We start from the raw sequence: 17,211 nt of genomic DNA, 5'->3' as shown, positions 1-17,211 counted from the left end.
GGTTTATGGCTTCAACCACATCCTCTGGAAAATCACTTGATAAAATTGAGCTTCAGCAGCTTGATCCTCAAGAACTTAAAACATGGATAAAAACTCAAGCTTTAGACTTGGGCTTTTCTGATTGTGTCATTGCCAAACCTGATGCTCAAGATCAAATGCCACGTTTTAAAGAATATTTAAAACGTGGTTACCATGCTGATATGCACTATTTGGAAGAGAATTTAGAAAAACGTGCTGATCCAAAATTGCTTGTGCCTGGGACTAAAAGCATTATTTGTGTGCGAATGAATTATCTTGTGGCATCACCTAAGCCCCGTTATGTACCATTTGAACCAAATTCAGCCATTATTGCACGCTACGCGCGTGGACGTGACTATCATAAAGTCATGCGTGGTCGACTTAAAACTTTAGCCACTCGTATTAAAGAAAAAGTGGGCGATTTCGAATCACGCCCGTTTGCGGACTCAGCACCTATTTTTGAAAAATCACTTGCTGAAAGTGCAGGTATGGGTTGGACAGGAAAACATACCTTACTCATTCATAAAAAATCAGGTTCTTTCTTCGTTTTGGGTGAGCTATTTACTTCTCTTGACCTCCCTTTTGATCAACCCGCAACAGCCCATTGTGGCTCATGTACTGCTTGCATCGACATTTGCCCAACACAAGCCATTGTTGAGCCTTATATGTTGGATGCAAGGAAATGTATTGCTTACTTAACTATTGAATATAAAGGAATCATTCCTGAAGAGTTACGTTCAGGTATAGGTAATCGTATTTTCGGTTGTGATGATTGTCAGCTGATTTGCCCGTGGAATGGCTTTGCTAAAACAGCGTCAATTCCAGACTTTGACCCAAGACATAGTTTAGATAACATTAGCTTACTAGAGATCTGGCAATGGGATGAAGCAACTTTTCTTGCAAAAACAGAAGGTAGTCCAATTCGTCGCACAGGCTATCAATCCTTTAAACGGAATATTGCAATCGGCTTAGGAAATGCTCCATACTCGGCTGAAATCGTGAGCCAATTGCAAGAAGCAAAAGCTCTACACGATGAGATTGTCAATGTACATATTGAGTGGGCAATTCAACAACAATTGCAGCAAATAAACGCACCTGAATAGAAAAATGATGTTTTTTGCCCTTTGGCTTTGGCACGATTTCTGTATGATTAATCTCAATGTTTGTAATCAATCATCATGGATATAACAATGACTTTACGTAATGACTGGACTCGTGATGAAATCCAAGCTTTATATGATCAACCTTTTCTAGACTTAGTATTCAAAGCACAAAGTGTTCATCGTGAGCATTTTCAGCCAAATACCATTCAAGTCAGCACACTACTTTCAATCAAAACAGGTAAATGCCCAGAAGATTGTAAGTATTGTTCTCAATCTGCACATTATGACTCAAAACTAGAAGCAGAAAAGCGTATTGCAGTAGATAAAGTCATTCGTGAAGCACAAACAGCAAAAGATTCTGGTTCTTCACGTTTCTGTATGGGCGCTGCTTGGCGCAATCCACACGAACGAGATATGCCTTATGTGTTAGAAATGGTTCGTGAAGTAAAAGCACTCGGTTTAGAAACTTGTATGACTTTAGGTATGCTCAATCAGTCACAAGCTGAACGCTTAAAAGATGCTGGTTTAGATTATTACAACCATAACCTTGATACCTCTCGTGAATACTATTCACATATTATTAGTACGCGTACTTTTGATGATCGTTTAGATACATTAGATCATGTACGTCAAGCGGGTATGAAAGTATGTAGTGGTGGTATCGTTGGCTTAGGTGAAAGTCGTAATGATCGAATTGGTTTATTACAAGAACTTGCAACTATGCCTGTACATCCTGAATCAGTGCCAATCAATATGCTTGTACCAATAGAAGGTACACCGCTTGCTGAAGTTGAAAAGTTAGATGTGACCGAATGGATTCGTACGATTGCTGTTGCTCGCATTATTATGCCTCATAGTTATATTCGATTATCGGCAGGACGCGAATCACTCAGTGATTCAGATCAAGCGCTTGCATTCATGGCAGGTGCAAACTCGCTTTTCTCTGGTGATAAGTTATTGACTACGCCTAATGCTGGAGAAGGTAAAGACCAAATCCTATTTGCTAAATTAGGTTTAACAGCAGAAAAACCGAAACCAACTGTTGCTGAACTCTCCGTAGATGCTATGAGTGCATAAACAAAAAAAGCCTTGTTATTTGACAAGGCTTTTTTTCGATCATATTAAATTGATGTCACTAAAATGCCGTATTTGGCATTTAAAAACATTCCTACACGAATAATATCCACACCTGCTGCATGTGTGACTGACAACTCTTGAGTATGTACATCAAAATGGAAAGAATCAAAAATATCCTGATGCTGCATCAACCATAAAATGGTATCAGTCGTACTTTCATCAACCTTATAAGTTTCTGACTTAAAATCTTTATCCATACTATTCAAATATCTTTGCTTGATCTATTTATCATAAACAATCAATAGCTTTTATGCAGCTTGTAAAAAACACTTAGCCAAAGAAGATTAATAGCTAAGTGTATAAAAGAGGAAATGATAATAGATTAATTAAGCTGCCAAAGGACTCACAATAATTTGACCTGCCTTTAAGCTTTCAACCGCTTTAGGATTAAATTCGAGTGTTAATACATGATTATCCAAATGCAAATGATAGCTACGAATCAATGGCTGTGAACCTTCATCAGTTTCAAGTACATATTCATCAGCAATATTTAAAATACCTTCTAAATTCGTAGTGCTCGATGCACGATCATGACTAAACAAATCGTAAATTGTATGTAAGTTAAAACTCGTTTGCTGTTCCAAAGGATGCGCTTTTAGATAACTTTCCAAGAAGAGAACGAACTTATGGGCAAAGAAATAGTAGTTTGGTTTATGTGTATAAAGCATATTCATGAGTAGCTCCTTTCGATGTATTTTTCATCTAATCATGACTAAAAAACTAAGGATTCAACCTTAAAAAATTCTTAAAGAAAGTTTGGCGTTTTTGTTAAGAATGTAATTCTAGTGCTCATTTTTCATTCGTTATTTTGAAGATTTAATAAAAGATTAATATAAAAAACGACTATTTTGAATAAAAAATAAACAAATAATGCATTATTACTTACAAAATAAGACACTAAATTTCATGTAATTTATCTAAAATTCACAAAAAAAAATCGTTTTAAAAAAGAACTATAAAATAAACAATGAGTTATTTTTCTAAATTTTTAGCATCAAGCAAAAACATAAAAATGTGATATTGTTTGCATTTTTTAATTTAAATGATATATTTCGCACATTACTTATTCAGCGCAATCATTAACTGAAAAAGTAATCTAATTCAAACTTTAAGCTGATGTATTAGAGAAATTATTATGAAAAAACTTGCTTTGATCGCTACTCTTTCAGTTGTAGGTATTGCTAACGCTCAAGCCGCTGATGGTACGATTACTATTAATGGTTTAGTTACTGACCAAACTTGTAAAATTGTCACTCCTGCAGGCAAAGATTTTACTGTTACTCTTCCAACAGTTTCTAAACAAACATTAGCTGCTACAGGTGATGTTGCTGGCCGCACCCCTTTCCAAATCAAACTTGACCAATGTTCAAAAGGTAAAGTTGCGACTTATTTTGAACCAGGTGCAACTGTTGACTTCTCTACAGGTCGTTTAAATAACCAAGCTGTTGGTGGTGCAAATAACGTTAAAGTTCAATTATTAGGTGCAACAACCAATTTATTCCTGTGCTTGCAACAGGTTCAAATGGTGCTCAAGCGAACTCTCAATGGGTTGACGTTGTAGACAATGGTAGCGCTGACTTGAACTACTATGCTGAATACTATGCAACTGGCGCTTCTACTGCTGGTAAAGTAAGTACTTCAGTTCAGTACACAATCATTTATCAATAATTTGTTGATAATCTCTGCGAATTTCTAAAATTTAGAAATTCGCAGTTTGTTATAAAAATATATTGCGGTAATAGAGTAAGTATAAATGACATTGAACAGTTACAATATTTTGCTTGGTTTAGCGATATCTTCCGTTTTTGCTGTAAGCACAGCTCAAGCAGAAATTATCTTACATGGTACTCGCGTTGTGTATCCGTCTGACGCTCGTGAAGTGACTTTGCAAGTAAGTAACAATGGTTCAAAACCATCGCTTGTTCAAGCATGGATTGATGATGGTGACCCTAAAAGTACACCAGACCAATCTAAAGTTCCATTTATGATTACCCCTCCTATCTCTCGTGTCGATCCAACTAAGAGTCAATCTCTTCGTATCGCAGCTCTTCCAAGCGCAACACAATTAGATCAGAAAAAAGAAACGGTATATTGGTTAAATGTATTAGATATTCCACCAAGACCAACAGCAAATAGCAAAGAAGCTGTTCCAGATAATTTTTTGCAACTTGCAATCCGTTCACGTATTAAATTTTTCTACCGACCTGCTGGTATTAAAGAAGACGCTAATTTAGCTGCTGAAAAACTACAATGGATTAGAAATGGTCAGACCTTAACGGTCAAAAATCCAACCCCATTTCACGTTACGATGACTGCCGTATATCAACTTAATGGTTCTCAGCCAGTTGATCTCTTACCTAAAGGCTTAATGCTATCGCCTTTTAGCGAAGATAAAGTGCAGTTAAAAACTGCAAATACTGAAAAACTAAGCTTTATTAGTATTAATGATTATGGCGGTCGTATTGAGCACCAAATTAAGCTTCAATAACAAAGATATTTACTTACCAAGCGATAAATTATTGAATACCTATCGTTGAATAGGCGAAAGAATTATGTCAAATAAGAAAGCTTCTGCTAAGTTCCTTAAACGTCGTATTTGTTATTACCTTACTTCTGGGATAATTACAATTACGATGCCTATGGCTGTTTACTCAGCAGAACAAACAAAAGAACAAGCACCAATGGAAGCAGAATTTGACTCTATTTTCTTAATGGGTGATGCTAAAAAAGTTGATATTTCACGTTTTAAATATGGCAATCCAGTTCTACCAGGTGAATATAGCGTTGATGTTTATATCAACGGAAACTGGTTTGGTAAAAAACGGATGGTTTTTCGCTCTACTGAACAAAATCAAAATGCTTACACATGTTTTACCGCCAATTCATTACTTGAATATGGCGTAAAACAAGAAGTTTTGGTCAATCGTACCGAAACGACAGTTTCAAATGCGTGTTATAAAATCGAAGAGTGGGTAGAAAATGCTTATTACGATTTTGATACCTCACGCCTACGAATTGATGTTTCTATTCCACAAATCGCATTACAAAAAAATGCGCAGGGTTATGTCGATCCGAGTGTCTGGGATCGAGGTATTAATGCTGGCTTTTTGTCGTATAACGGAAGTGCTTATAAAACATTTAACAAATCTTCTGGTCAACAAGAAACGACAAATGCTTTTATTGGTCTAACAACAGGCGCCAACATCGGTGGTTGGCAGTTTAGACATAGCGGTCAATGGCAGTGGCAAGATAACAAAGAATCAGAAAAAAAAGACTCAAATTACGAAGCTGTCAGTAGCTATGCCCAACGTGCTTTTCCAAATTATCGTGGCGTTCTCACTTTAGGTGATAGTTTTACTAACGGCGAAATTTTTGATTCTTTTGGGTATCGTGGTGTCGATTTTTCTAGTGATGATCGGATGCTGCCAAACAGTATGACTGGTTATGCGCCTCAGATCCGTGGTAATGCAAAAACTAACGCAAAAGTTGAGATTCGACAACAAGGTCAATTGATTTATCAAACCACTGTAGCTCCTGGACGTTTTGAAATTAATGACTTATATCCGACTGGATTTGGCGGCGAACTCGAAGTTTCAGTTATTGAATCAAACGGTGAAATTCAAAAATTCGCTGTGCCTTATGCCTCAGTTGTTCAAATGCTACGTCCCGGTTTAAGCCGTTACTCGCTCACAGCAGGTGAATTTCGCGACCGAGATATAGATTTAACGCCGTGGGTAACGCAAGGTAAATATCAGCGCGGTGTTAATAACTACTTAACAGCATATACTGGTTTCCAATTAGCAGAAGATTATGGGTCTGCACTCGTCGGAGCTGCTTTTGCTACACCAATAGGTGCAATTTCTCTAGACGTAACACACTCACAAGCAGATTTCAAAAAACAAGAGTCCCAATCTGGTCAGAGTTTTCGCTTAAGTTACAGTAAATTAATTGCTCCAACGGATACGAATTTAACTCTTGCAGCATATCGCTACTCTACAGAAAACTATTACAACCTTCGTGATGCAATTTTAATTCGTGACCTTGAAGAAAAAGGCGAAAATACTTATGCCGTTGGTAAACAACGTAGTGAGTTCCAAATTACGCTGAACCAAGGACTACCTGAAGGTTGGGGGAATGTCTATGTTGTTGGTTCATGGATTGATTATTGGAATCGTAGCGAATCGACTAAGCAGTACCAAATTGGTTATAGTAATAATTATCAGAGTATTACGTACGGTATTTCAGCTGTAAATCGCCAAATAGAATACGGCTCAAATCGTAGTGACCAAGATACTGAATATTTAGCGACAATCTCCTTCCCGCTAAGCTTTAAGAAAAACTCTGCGAACGTGAATACCACCATTGCAGATAATAATCGTACTGTGGGTGTAAGTGGCGTGGTGGGTGATCGTTTCAGCTACGGTGCGAGTATGTCTCACCAAGATCGCAATGATCCTAGCTTTAACGTCAATAGTCGTTATAGAACTAATTTTGCAACAGTCGGCGGATCTTATAGTTATGCAGAAGACTATCAACAAGCAATGTTAAGTTTAAGCGGTAGTATTGTTGCACATTCTCAAGGCATCTTATTTGGACCAGATCAAGGGCAAACCATGGTTCTAGTCTATGCACCAGACGCTGCAGGTGCAAAAGTCGGTAATACCGTTGGTTTAAGTATTAATAAAGCGGGCTATGCTGTTATTCCTTATGTTACACCATATCGTTTAAATGACATTACCCTTGACCCTCAAAACATGTCTACAAATGTTGAACTAGAGGAAACTAGCCAACGTATTGCCCCCTTTGCAGGTGCAATTGCAAAAGTAGATTTTTCAACAAAAACTGGTTATGCAATCTATATCCAAAGCAAACAGGCAAATGGAGAAAGTTTACCTTTTGCTGCTCAAGTCTATAACAAAGATAAAGAAGCTGTGGGCATGGTTGCACAAGGAAGCCTAATTTATGTTCGAACAAAATTACCTCAAGATACGCTTTACGTTAACTGGGGTGATGAAGCGTCTGAGCAATGTCAGATAAGCTATGATGTTCGTTCTCAATTAGATAAAAATCAACAAAATATGATCATGACTGAGGCAATTTGTAAATGAAGAAAATTCTAATTACTGGTGCTTTATTTACGGCAGGTTTTGGTTTTAATACGGCGGCCAATGCATTTTGTACACTCAGCCCAGGCTTCAGTACAGTTGATATTTCTATGGCTGTAGGTCGCGTGGTTGTGCGCCCAAGTGATCCTGTTGGGACTATTTTGCGTAAAGCAACGTTTCCAATCAATCCCAATGGCTCAACATTAAGATGTAATTCAAGTGCTGATCGAATTTACGCAGATTTATCGCAAAGATATCCAATTAGTCCTTTAGGCGATAGTATTTATTCAACCAATATTGCAGGAATCGGTATTCGACTATATCGTGAAGCCGAAAATGCAACCAATTTCTCTGGATATTATCCCTACTCGCGCAGTCTATCACCAGGAACACTTTACAATTTAGCACAAGGCTACTTTGTTGTTGAGATTGTTAAAACAGCATCACAAACTGGATCTGGTGCCCTTGTTCCGGGTAGATATAGTACCTATTACGTGACTGGACAAAACAGTCGTCCATTTTTAACCAGTACTGTTTATGGTAACGCCATTACTATTGCTTCTTCTTCCTGTGAGCTACAAGGCAACATCAATAAAACAGTTCAGCTTCCAACGGTAATGAAATCTGGTTTTAAAGGTGTTGGTTCGACTCAAGGTGAACAAGTATTTGATCTGAATATCTTATGTAATGGCGGTATCAACCCAACAGGTTACGAAGAAAAAACTCAGGTTAGTTTAAGCTTCGATTACACCCAAGATGGCAGTAATAACCAAGTTTTAACCAATACCGCACCGACTGCAACGAAAGCGAATGGTGTTGGGGTTCAATTGATCTCAAATTACCAAAACATCAATAAGGTGATTGCTCGTGGCGACAAACTTGCGCTGGGTACTGTTAAATCAAATGAAGTCATTCAATACAATGTTCCATTAGCTGCTCGTTACTATCAAACAGCAACAACTGTCACTGCTGGAACTGTACGAGCGATGGCAACGGTTACCATTCAGTACGATTAAAACTTTAATTCCAAATTCACCCAACCCCAAATCTAGTCATGGCCTTGGGGTTTTTATTTATTTGAAATAAATCACACTAAATAAAAAATATTGATACTGTATATACAATTAAAAACACGCCAAAATTATCACTACCCAAGAAAAATTAAACATACATCACATTTTAAATAAATATTTTTATCATAATTAATTTCAATATTGCCTTAATAATAAATTTCATGTTAATTAATAATAAATACATTATATAAAGGAAATATTCATGTATAAAAATATTTATAAAATTCTATTGGGTTCATCATTAATTGCATTTAATTCGATGGCTTATTCAGCAAATACCATTCAAATCAGTGGAAGTATTGTTGAAGATACATGCTCTTTAAATCAAAGTAACAAAGACTGTGAATTGGCTAACATTTCAAACAAGAAAAATGAAGAAATAGTAAGTTTAATCCAAAATTTAAAGAACAAATCACAGAAAAACTATACAACTGAGATTAGTATTGAACAATTACCTGACCAAAAAAGTACAGTTATAACTGCTAATTATTACTAAAAATAAATATCAGAATAAAAAATAAAATGTGATCCAATTTGCATTTTATTTTTTTATTTCATAAATATTAATTTTAAACCCATCATTATATTTTATAGAAAACAGCACAAAACCAATAATTAATTAAAATTATCTAAATAATCAAAAAATATTTTAGCTCAAATATTTAGTGCCACAATTAAAAATCTATATTTTATTAGCGCTAACAACAATATCAATTATCATTATCAATTCTTTATTTAATAAAACTTATCAGATTTAAAAAAACGATCAAAAATAAATAATTTCAATAAAAACAATATTTTAAAAAATACAGAACTGTTTTTATAGGACATATATTGACCATATAAACCCTTTTCTGTAATTTCTTATCGGAAATATACTTTATAAATAATTTTAAAAATAATAAGGGATAAATATGGACCATCTAATAAAATCAATTACGTCTGAGAATGTACCTTGTGTAGACTGTTCTACTGACCCAATTGAATCTCTAAAAGCAATGTTCGTAGATATGGTACAAGCTGGACGTATTGCCAAAGGTCAATGCCCTGCTATGCGTCCTGTATTTCTGAAACCCCACGGTGTGGCAGCAGCAGAATTCGTTGTTCGTAGTGATCTCCCTGAAAATTTGCGTGTTGGTCTATTTGCAAATTTAGGCAAAAGTTATCCAACATGGATTCGATTTTCATCAGATACCACACCGACACGAACAGACTATAAATCCACACTGGGTATCGGGATTAAATTATTTGATGTTGATGGGGAAAAATTACTCGGTAATCCTCATGCCGATACCTTCGACTTCATCTTACAAAACTTTGATGCATTCTTTGTTGATACAGCTAAAGATATGTGCGAATTCACCAAGGCTGGCGTTGTTGATGGGGATTATGATCCATATCTTAAGGCACACCCAAAGACGTCTGAATTGCTTGATGCAATGGCAAAACCAGTCGCAAGTGTGTTGGCATCACCTTATTGGAGCGGTTTACCTTTCCGTTTTGGAGAAGATCAATATGTCAAATATAAAATTGAACCGACATTCTATTTAGATCCCCCTACTCACTCACCGAATGATCCCTCATATCTCGCCACGGACCTGAATACTAGATTAAAAAATTCAGAAGCTCATTTTCGATTCATGATTCAGCTAAGAACTGTTCCAGAACGAATGCCTTTAGATGAAGCAACTGTAGTCTGGCCGGAAGATCTGAGTCCACCTATCCATGTTGCGGATATTATTATTCCTATTCAAGATACCAGCGCACGTGGTCAAGCAGAATACGGCGAAAATCTAGCAATGAATATCTGGCGTGTGACAGCAGAACATGCTCCTGTCGGTTCTATTGCTGATGCGCGCCGTGTGGTTTATGCAGCCTCTGCAGAATTACGTCGTAATGTTAATGGTGTGCCACAAGGTGAACCAGACACACCTCGTCCATTAATATCACCTGCAAATGCTGTTGATACGGATATTGTTCGTGCAGCAATTCATCCTGCTATTGGAATTGCACGGGTTGGTGATAGCATAAACGAGTTTTTTATCGGACCTGAAGTTGTCGATGCACCAGCCGATTTAAATCAACAACCTAATTCTTATCGTGATGCTACAGGTGCAATTAAAAGACAGGCAGCCCGTTTTCGCATTTATGGTTACAACGCAGCAGGCGAAGTGGTACGCGAATTAACTCCTGATAATGCAGATATTGTTTGGACTGTACACGTTGCGAATCGTAAAGCCGAATGGTATCAATTCCAATATGCGCTTGATATTCCAGAAGCTGTGAATGCTCCAGATAATGCTTTTACATTACGTAATCCAACCGTAAAAGATCGTAAAAAATTAGCAATTGATCCAGGACCGCGCAGTATTTTTGGTCGTAATGTATCAGGTGGTGCTGAACATCGTTTTGATACAGGTACGTTTCAAGCTGCTGCTGATCAGCCCGTTACGGTACCTCTTGGAGAGATTCAAACTGATGAAAATGGTCGTTTAATTTTCTTAGGGGGACACGGGAAAGCAGCTTCACCAACTGATGCACCTGTATATGACCCAGAAAACCCACCAAGCTTTAACAACGCCAATGACTGGTATGATGACACTTCAGATGGTCCAGTAACAGCAACGGTGTCAATTAATGGAATTAGTATTCCTGTTGAATCCGCTTGGGTTGTTGTAGCTCCACCCAATTACGCACCCGATGTTGTAAGTTGGAGAACAATGTATGACCTGATGTGTGATGTTTATGTTAATGCTGGCTGGATGAGTATGCCTGAAATGCCTTCATTTACTAAAGACATTTTACCTCTGTTACAACGTCTAGGTGGCTTACAGTGGGTAAACAAAGGCTTTGCAGCTTATTTCGGTAAAGGTTGTCCAATGGATTTCACTAATCCGTCTTTGTTAACCAAGTTGTCATTTAAACCTGAACAAGCTACTGATCCGGACCCATATAGCGAATTACGTCGTGCGATTCTTCATAGCTTCAGACCATTAAAACCGTCAGTTGCTGAACCAGTGACGTGGCCACATATTTGGCCTTGGATTTATGGTGATGCTTTTGGTAGCTTCCCTGAAAATGGTACAGGTAACATGCTCACCATGACAGGCCTACAACAAGGAATCTTACAACATTGGGTAAATGGTAAATTTATCAATGATTGGACAACTGAAACGCCTACAGTACCAACATCAATTGATCAAGTACCATTAGCACAACAACCAAATATGCTCGATCAAGCCGCTTTACATTATTGTTTGGCAGATACATTCCACCCAGGTTGTGAAATGACTTGGCCAATGCGTCATGCGAGTATGTACAGTGCCCCTTTCCGTATTCGATTACGTCCAAGTTCAGAACCAGAGCCTTATTATGGTTCGACCATGACTCCGATTAAAGTACAACAGGTTGATGGACCATTATATGCCCAAACGGCTGGAAGCATAACAAGATGGATGGCAATTCCATGGCAAGGTGATACTGCATTCTGCCGTTCAGGCTATGATCCAGACTTTGATCCATATTTACCAACTTTCTGGGCTGCACGAGTTCCAAACCATGTATTAACTGAACAAGATTATCAAAAAGTAATGAACCTAGATTTGCCAAGAGAAGAACGAATTGCAGCATTTAATCAACGTCTGAATTGGCTTCGTGCAATTAAAGACGCAAATACAGCAGAAGTGATGCTACGCATGATTGCCCATTTTAATGAGTTGGGTATTGTTGAGGTACGTCCTGGTATCAAAGATGATCCAGATCTTCCTGAATATATCTATGTAGAAACATTAATCGCGGGACAACTCAAAACTGCGGCAGAAAATGCAACCACATTATTGCGAAATATAGCTCGACCTCTGACCGAATTAGAAAAAGCTGGATGGGCAGATCAAGAACAGCTATTGGCATTCCGTTCAGTTCGTGTACAAAAACGTTAAGATGGAAATTTTTGATGTCGATGTGTGCATAGCAGGTAGTGGTCCTGCTGGCACCATTGTGGCCAGACAGCTTGCGCAAGTAGGTTTATCAGTTACTCTAATTGATAGACCTGCACACAAAACACATAAATTTGGAGAGACTCTGCCCAGTGCAGCAATTCGCCTACTTAATAAACTTGGGCTTATTTCTCTAACCGCAAAATTAAAAACCGAGAATCAATTTAGCAATACCACCTACTCTGAGCATGTTGGCGGTAATATGACTTTTTGGGGAAGTAATATCTTATCAACCACAGATTCTATCCATGACCCTTATGGCTTTGGATTAAGAATTAATCGTAAAAATTTTGATGAACTACTCAGAAAAGAAGCGCTCTTAAGCGGAGCGAGATTCTATCCATCAGATGTTGTAGCCCTAGAAAAACATAATGATGTATGGAAAATCAGACTTGAAGATGGAAAAACAATCCGTTCCAAATGGATTGTCGATGCAACAGGTCGCAGTGCAAAATTGATTAAACTTCTTGGGGTTGAACGTTACCGTGGAGTTCCATTGGTTGCTTTATACCGTACCTGTACGCCCCAGAAAAATGTAAAACTGAACAGAACCATTATTTCTGCCAGCCAAAATGGATGGGTATACACAGGTAAAATCAATGATCACCAGTGGGTCATTGGATACCATACAACCCCCAAAACAGCTACTCAATTTCATCATGACAATAAACAATGGGAGCATCTGATTTCTAAGAATGTTGGTTTATACGATTTATTGGGCAATTTAGAATTTGGTAAAGATATTTTCTCTCATGATGTACGTAGTAGTTGGTTGGAACAGCCAATAGGCAACGGTTGGGTTGCTTGTGGGGATGCATTACTTGCATTTGATCCTATTGCTGGACAGGGTCTGTTCAATGCTCTTTATACAGGTATGAAGGCCGCAGAAGCTATTTTAGCTGCTGAGCATAATGAAAATAATCACAGAAACTACACCACTGAAATTAATAAAATTATCAATACTTATGAAAATCGTCGTTACCTCCTATACAAGCAAGAACAAAGGTGGACTGAGAACCCTTTTTGGCAAGCACACCAAACCGTAGCAAAAACAACTTGATTATGTGGTTATGAACGAAGATTTTATGCGCATATTTTAAAAGTCAGACATAAACATAATCTATAAACACCCATATTTCGATAAAAGTTAAATATAAAATCAATAACTAAGAACAGCTTGTATTCTTACTCAAGTTTTGATGTACTAAAATACAGGATAGCAATAATTCCGATAACAACATCTTTTATCACAAAGTGTATCGATCCATCGCACTCAACAATAGCTGCGATGGGATAAGGAGCAAGTAAATGTCAAGTTATATGCCATCGATACGTTTCAGTTTGTTGTTATTTGCCATGACTCCTATTTTGATAAACATAAGCGGTTGTTCTAACAATCTTCAGCAAAGAAAAACCATAACGAATATGCATCAACTTCCCTATCCAACTATTGAAGGAGAACTCGGTGAAAAATTACAGCCTGACGAAGAAATCATAGCGAATCAAATTACAGAGCAAATTGTTCAATCAATTCGAAGTCAATACTCCTCTGGCAATGCATTGAGAGATGCACACCCCAAAGCGCATGGCTGCGTACGTGCAGAGTTTCATGTATCAAAATCTATACCCAAAAACTTAGCTCAAGGAATTTTTGTTCCTGATAAAACCTATTCAGCATGGATTCGTTTTTCTAATGCTTCTGGTGATGCCACAAGAGCTGATGATAAAAAAGATGCGCGTGGTATGGCAATAAAATTGTTAGGCGTCCCAGGTAAAAAAATCTTGGAAAATGATGAGCAAGCGCTGACTCAAGATTTCATTATGATCAACCACCCTGTATTTTTCGTAGATGAACCTTTACGTTATTTATCTTTTATAGAAGATACAAATAGCAAAAGTACTTTAAAAAAATTGCATATCCCTTTCGCATTAGGTTTTAAAGGAACACTCAACGCATTAGGAGCAAGCAATTCAAAAATATCGAATCCAGTTCAAGCTCGCTATTGGTCGATGGTTCCCTATCAATTAGGATTAGGTGCTAATCGTCAAGCAGTAAAGTATTCGGCAAGACCTTGCTCCCTAAATGCGAATACTATGCCTAACCAATCAGATCCTAACTTTTTGAGGGCAGCTCTACAAGATACCTTAAATAAGAAAGATGTATGTATGGAATTTCTTATACAACCAAGAACATCAAATAAAATGCTTGTAGAAAATTCGATGAATGAATGGAAAGAAGACAAGGCCCCTTTTTATAAAGTTGCAACCATTCATATTCCTCAACAGGTTTTTAATACGCCTGATCAGAATAAATTTTGTGAAAACCTTTCATTTACGCCTTGGCATTCTCTACCTGAACATAGACCATTAGGTGCGATAAATAGATTACGTAAAGTAATATACGAAAATATAAGTATCGTCAGACATGAAATGAATTCTGCTCAGAGACAAGAGCCTAAATAGAAATCGGCTTTATTTGATCCTAGTGATCCTAGACAGTATTGTGAAAAACCGATCCCTCTAAATTCTTAAAATATTTCTGCTCAAAAGCTTCAGGGCTTAACCAACCATTTGCAGAATTCCTTCTGATTCGATTGTAATAAATCTCAATACAGTCAAACAAGACAGCATTAGCCTCTTTTCGAGTAGCAAACAGACTCCCATGCACCACATGTCCTTTTAATGTATGAAAAAAACTTTCTGTTACTGCATTATCCCAGCATGAGCAGTGTACTGTGCAAGGCTGCGTGACATGCTTTGAATACAATTATTCGTTAATAATAGTGCTCTAAAATCACGACTACAGTACTGACTGCCTTGGTCTGAATGAACCATGATGTTCGTTGGATAGCCTTGACGTGCAAGCGCATAATTAAATGTGTCACACACCAATTGACGGTCTATTTGATGGCTGGTTTGCCAACAAACAATTCGACGACTAAATAAATCGGTGGTGTTTCAAAAAGTATGCTGGCGTTAAACAAATACGTTATTAATGTAAAAGAAAGTCAAATCAAAGGCTTTAAAATGATTTTCGAGCTTTTTAGAAAAGTTGCAACTTCTCCTAAATCCACGCCTGATTCGATGACGAATTCTACAATTGTTACCTTCAATACCGACGGTAAAAAACTTACCCATCACTTGCTTGCAACATTGAAATGCTGTGATAAAAATATCCCTGTGATCACTCACAATTCGAGTATATTGAACCCCAAGCTTTTTAAGTCTAGCTTTAAGACGTTGAACCATTGCTAAATCCCGCTTACCCCAAACATAAGCAACAATTTCTCCAGATTCGCGATGGTAAGCATAAATCAGCCATTCTTTATTTTGCTTATTACCCACAAACGTCCAAAACTCATCTACTTCAAGACATTCGTAATAACTTTGTTGAGCATGAAGCTGATATTCTGATTGACTTAAAGTACGTAATACTTTGCCAATGCTGATACGTTCAACCTCTGCAATATCTCTTACACCACTACCTCTTACCATTAAGTGGAGTATCTTTGTCGTGATACCTGAATGACAACCTTGATAGCTCAGTGCATGGTCACCAATAAATTGACGTTTGCAATCTTTACATTGGTAATTTTGTTTGCCATCCACTTTTTTGCCATTTTTCTTTATACGGTTACTCAGGCAGGCTGGACATTTGATTTGTAGGGTGATTTGTATTTCCTTATTTTATCAAAGTTCAGCTTGTTTTTTTCAGCATACTTTTTGAAACACCACCATTTTTGAAACACCACCAAATTTCAATAACCTAACTCTGCTTTAGTAAATATGCTAAAGCAGTTTGAGATGCCAACTTATACCTTTAAACGTAAATGCAACATATGTGTCGCTATGGTATGACGAATATGATCTGCCCGATTTTTAAAATATCGTTCGCTTAAACCATCTCCAGACAGATCTTCAGCCACTTGATAGCCCATTTGATTTACAGCTTGGTGTAAAGCTCTAGGTCTAAATTGCCCTTTTAAGGGTTCTTTTAAAAACCGTGTGAATTGGGAAACGAACATACTTCCAAAACGTTCTACGCCAGATAATTCACGATAATCAATTGAATAATCCATAACCACCTCACTTTTTGCAGCAGCAATACTGCTAATACTTTTTAAGGTATGAAGTGTCGTTTGTGGCTCAAGATAATGGGTTGTACCTAACCAAGAAAAGAAGGCTGGTTGTTCTACTTGAAAATTGCTCTTTGCTAATGCTTCAGCAATCGACTCTTGTTCAAAATCAATTGCAACAAACTCAACATTGGTTGGAACCTGATCGAGCTGAGTCAACTTTTTTTGTTTCTCTGCTTGAGTGTCAGGGTGATCAACTTCAAAAATTTTTAAATGAGGATGTTTTTTTGCTTGTCTCAGTGTAAAAGAATCTAGCCCTGCCCCAACCAATACATATTGTTGGATACCAGCTTCGATAGCCTGCTGCAATAAATCCTCTGCATAACGTGATCGACCCACCACTTGACCCGTTAATAAACCAAGTGTTCGATTAAATATAGAGGAATTCATCACTTTTACGGTCAGAGGCGTTGTTAATAATTTTTTCCAGCCTTTGCTCGTTAATTCAAAGGCATAAGGATCAGAAAATACTGGATTTTCAGCATTTTGAAAGTGATTCGCGCGCAATGCTGCTGCTGCTTCCGCCGTTCGGCTAGATTGTCCTTCTTTCATATTTCTTTCCTAATTTATTTCTATCATGCAAAAAATAAGCAGTAAATTCTATCCTTAGATAAAATTTACTGCCCTTTTATCACTTATCTAAT

Annotated in this window: 13 protein-coding genes and 2 pseudogenes; 10 read left to right on the top strand and 5 right to left on the bottom strand. The window is 37.4% G+C overall.

Annotated elements, in window-relative coordinates; translation table 11 throughout:
* The first annotated feature begins 5 nt into the window (after positions 1-5).
* Positions 6-1,121 carry a tRNA epoxyqueuosine(34) reductase QueG gene (gene queG / locus O1449_RS06235; RefSeq protein ID WP_269239674.1) on the top strand — a complete coding sequence of 372 codons (1,116 nt, stop codon included), beginning with the start codon at positions 6-8 and terminating at the stop codon, positions 1,119-1,121.
* Positions 1,122-1,208: 87 nt separating this feature from the next.
* On the top strand, positions 1,209-2,198 hold the full coding sequence (gene bioB / locus O1449_RS06230) for a biotin synthase BioB (protein ID WP_005159575.1): 990 nt from the start codon (positions 1,209-1,211) through the stop codon (positions 2,196-2,198).
* Between the two features lie 44 nt (positions 2,199-2,242).
* Here the strand turns inward: bioB and O1449_RS06225 are convergent, their stop codons facing one another.
* Positions 2,243-2,455 carry a hypothetical protein gene (locus O1449_RS06225; RefSeq protein ID WP_004661803.1) on the bottom strand — a complete coding sequence of 71 codons (213 nt, stop codon included), beginning with the start codon at positions 2,453-2,455 and terminating at the stop codon, positions 2,243-2,245.
* A gap of 129 nt (positions 2,456-2,584) precedes the next feature.
* A complete protein-coding gene (locus O1449_RS06220; RefSeq protein WP_269228139.1) occupies positions 2,585-2,932 on the bottom strand; it encodes a hypothetical protein in 348 nt (115 codons plus the stop codon).
* Between the two features lie 461 nt (positions 2,933-3,393).
* Between O1449_RS06220 and O1449_RS06215 the strand changes: the two are divergent.
* The 8 genes and pseudogenes from O1449_RS06215 (at position 3,394) to O1449_RS06180 (ending at position 14,894) form a co-directional block, all read left to right on the top strand.
* A pseudogene (locus tag O1449_RS06215) lies at positions 3,394-3,926 on the top strand (fimbrial protein).
* Between the two features lie 85 nt (positions 3,927-4,011).
* Positions 4,012-4,746, top strand: a complete 735-nt coding sequence (locus O1449_RS06210; RefSeq protein ID WP_269239469.1) for a fimbrial biogenesis chaperone — start codon at positions 4,012-4,014, stop codon at positions 4,744-4,746.
* Positions 4,747-4,810: 64 nt separating this feature from the next.
* Positions 4,811-7,366: a fimbria/pilus outer membrane usher protein gene (locus tag O1449_RS06205; RefSeq protein ID WP_442865316.1), complete on the top strand. Its 2,556-nt coding sequence runs from the start codon at positions 4,811-4,813 to the stop codon at positions 7,364-7,366.
* Positions 7,363-8,379: a fimbrial protein gene (locus O1449_RS06200; protein ID WP_269239468.1), complete on the top strand. Its 1,017-nt coding sequence runs from the start codon at positions 7,363-7,365 to the stop codon at positions 8,377-8,379. The genes O1449_RS06205 and O1449_RS06200 overlap by 4 nt, the downstream gene beginning before the upstream one ends.
* A 259-nt stretch (positions 8,380-8,638) precedes the next feature.
* Positions 8,639-8,932 carry a type 1 fimbrial protein gene (locus O1449_RS06195; RefSeq protein WP_269239467.1) on the top strand — a complete coding sequence of 98 codons (294 nt, stop codon included), beginning with the start codon at positions 8,639-8,641 and terminating at the stop codon, positions 8,930-8,932.
* 418 nt (positions 8,933-9,350) lie between these two features.
* Positions 9,351-12,374, top strand: coding sequence for a LodA/GoxA family CTQ-dependent oxidase (locus tag O1449_RS06190; RefSeq protein ID WP_269239466.1), 3,024 nt, complete (start codon positions 9,351-9,353; stop codon positions 12,372-12,374).
* Position 12,375: 1 nt separating this feature from the next.
* On the top strand, positions 12,376-13,491 hold the full coding sequence (locus O1449_RS06185) for a tryptophan 7-halogenase (RefSeq protein ID WP_269239465.1): 1,116 nt from the start codon (positions 12,376-12,378) through the stop codon (positions 13,489-13,491).
* Positions 13,492-13,739: 248 nt separating this feature from the next.
* A complete protein-coding gene (locus tag O1449_RS06180) occupies positions 13,740-14,894 on the top strand; it encodes a catalase family protein (RefSeq protein ID WP_269239464.1) in 1,155 nt (384 codons plus the stop codon).
* Positions 14,895-14,922: 28 nt separating this feature from the next.
* Here the strand turns inward: O1449_RS06180 and O1449_RS06175 are convergent.
* The 3 genes and pseudogenes from O1449_RS06175 to O1449_RS06165 all read right to left on the bottom strand — a co-directional run.
* A pseudogene (locus O1449_RS06175) lies at positions 14,923-15,380 on the bottom strand (DDE-type integrase/transposase/recombinase); the annotation flags it as partial.
* Between the two features lie 27 nt (positions 15,381-15,407).
* Entirely contained in the window at positions 15,408-16,109 is a 702-nt protein-coding gene (locus tag O1449_RS06170) for an IS1 family transposase (RefSeq protein WP_269239672.1), read from the bottom strand.
* Between the two features lie 134 nt (positions 16,110-16,243).
* Positions 16,244-17,119, bottom strand: coding sequence for a class I SAM-dependent methyltransferase (locus O1449_RS06165; RefSeq protein ID WP_269239463.1), 876 nt, complete (start codon positions 17,117-17,119; stop codon positions 16,244-16,246).
* Positions 17,120-17,211 lie beyond the last annotated feature (92 nt).

Source organism: Acinetobacter sp. TR3, from assembly GCF_027105055.1.
Lineage (GTDB): Bacteria > Pseudomonadota > Gammaproteobacteria > Pseudomonadales > Moraxellaceae > Acinetobacter.
Note: the sequence above shows the minus strand (reverse complement) of the source record. Positions and strands in the feature narration are given on the sequence as shown.

What these genes read in the sequence shown, in the direction of transcription:
- O1449_RS06205 (WP_442865316.1), top strand. Translation starts at nt 4,811, where the DNA reads ATGTCAAATAAGAAAGCTTCTGCTAAGTTCCTTAAACGTCGTATTTGT.
- O1449_RS06220 (WP_269228139.1), bottom strand. Translation starts at nt 2,932, where the DNA reads ATGAATATGCTTTATACACATAAACCAAACTACTATTTCTTTGCCCAT.
- O1449_RS06195 (WP_269239467.1), top strand. Translation starts at nt 8,639, where the DNA reads ATGTATAAAAATATTTATAAAATTCTATTGGGTTCATCATTAATTGCA.
- O1449_RS06210 (WP_269239469.1), top strand. Translation starts at nt 4,012, where the DNA reads ATGACATTGAACAGTTACAATATTTTGCTTGGTTTAGCGATATCTTCC.
- O1449_RS06200 (WP_269239468.1), top strand. Translation starts at nt 7,363, where the DNA reads ATGAAGAAAATTCTAATTACTGGTGCTTTATTTACGGCAGGTTTTGGT.
- bioB (WP_005159575.1), top strand. Translation starts at nt 1,209, where the DNA reads ATGACTTTACGTAATGACTGGACTCGTGATGAAATCCAAGCTTTATAT.
- O1449_RS06225 (WP_004661803.1), bottom strand. Translation starts at nt 2,455, where the DNA reads ATGGATAAAGATTTTAAGTCAGAAACTTATAAGGTTGATGAAAGTACG.
- queG (WP_269239674.1), top strand. Translation starts at nt 6, where the DNA reads ATGGCTTCAACCACATCCTCTGGAAAATCACTTGATAAAATTGAGCTT.
- O1449_RS06180 (WP_269239464.1), top strand. Translation starts at nt 13,740, where the DNA reads ATGTCAAGTTATATGCCATCGATACGTTTCAGTTTGTTGTTATTTGCC.
- O1449_RS06190 (WP_269239466.1), top strand. Translation starts at nt 9,351, where the DNA reads ATGGACCATCTAATAAAATCAATTACGTCTGAGAATGTACCTTGTGTA.
- O1449_RS06165 (WP_269239463.1), bottom strand. Translation starts at nt 17,119, where the DNA reads ATGAAAGAAGGACAATCTAGCCGAACGGCGGAAGCAGCAGCAGCATTG.
- O1449_RS06185 (WP_269239465.1), top strand. Translation starts at nt 12,376, where the DNA reads ATGGAAATTTTTGATGTCGATGTGTGCATAGCAGGTAGTGGTCCTGCT.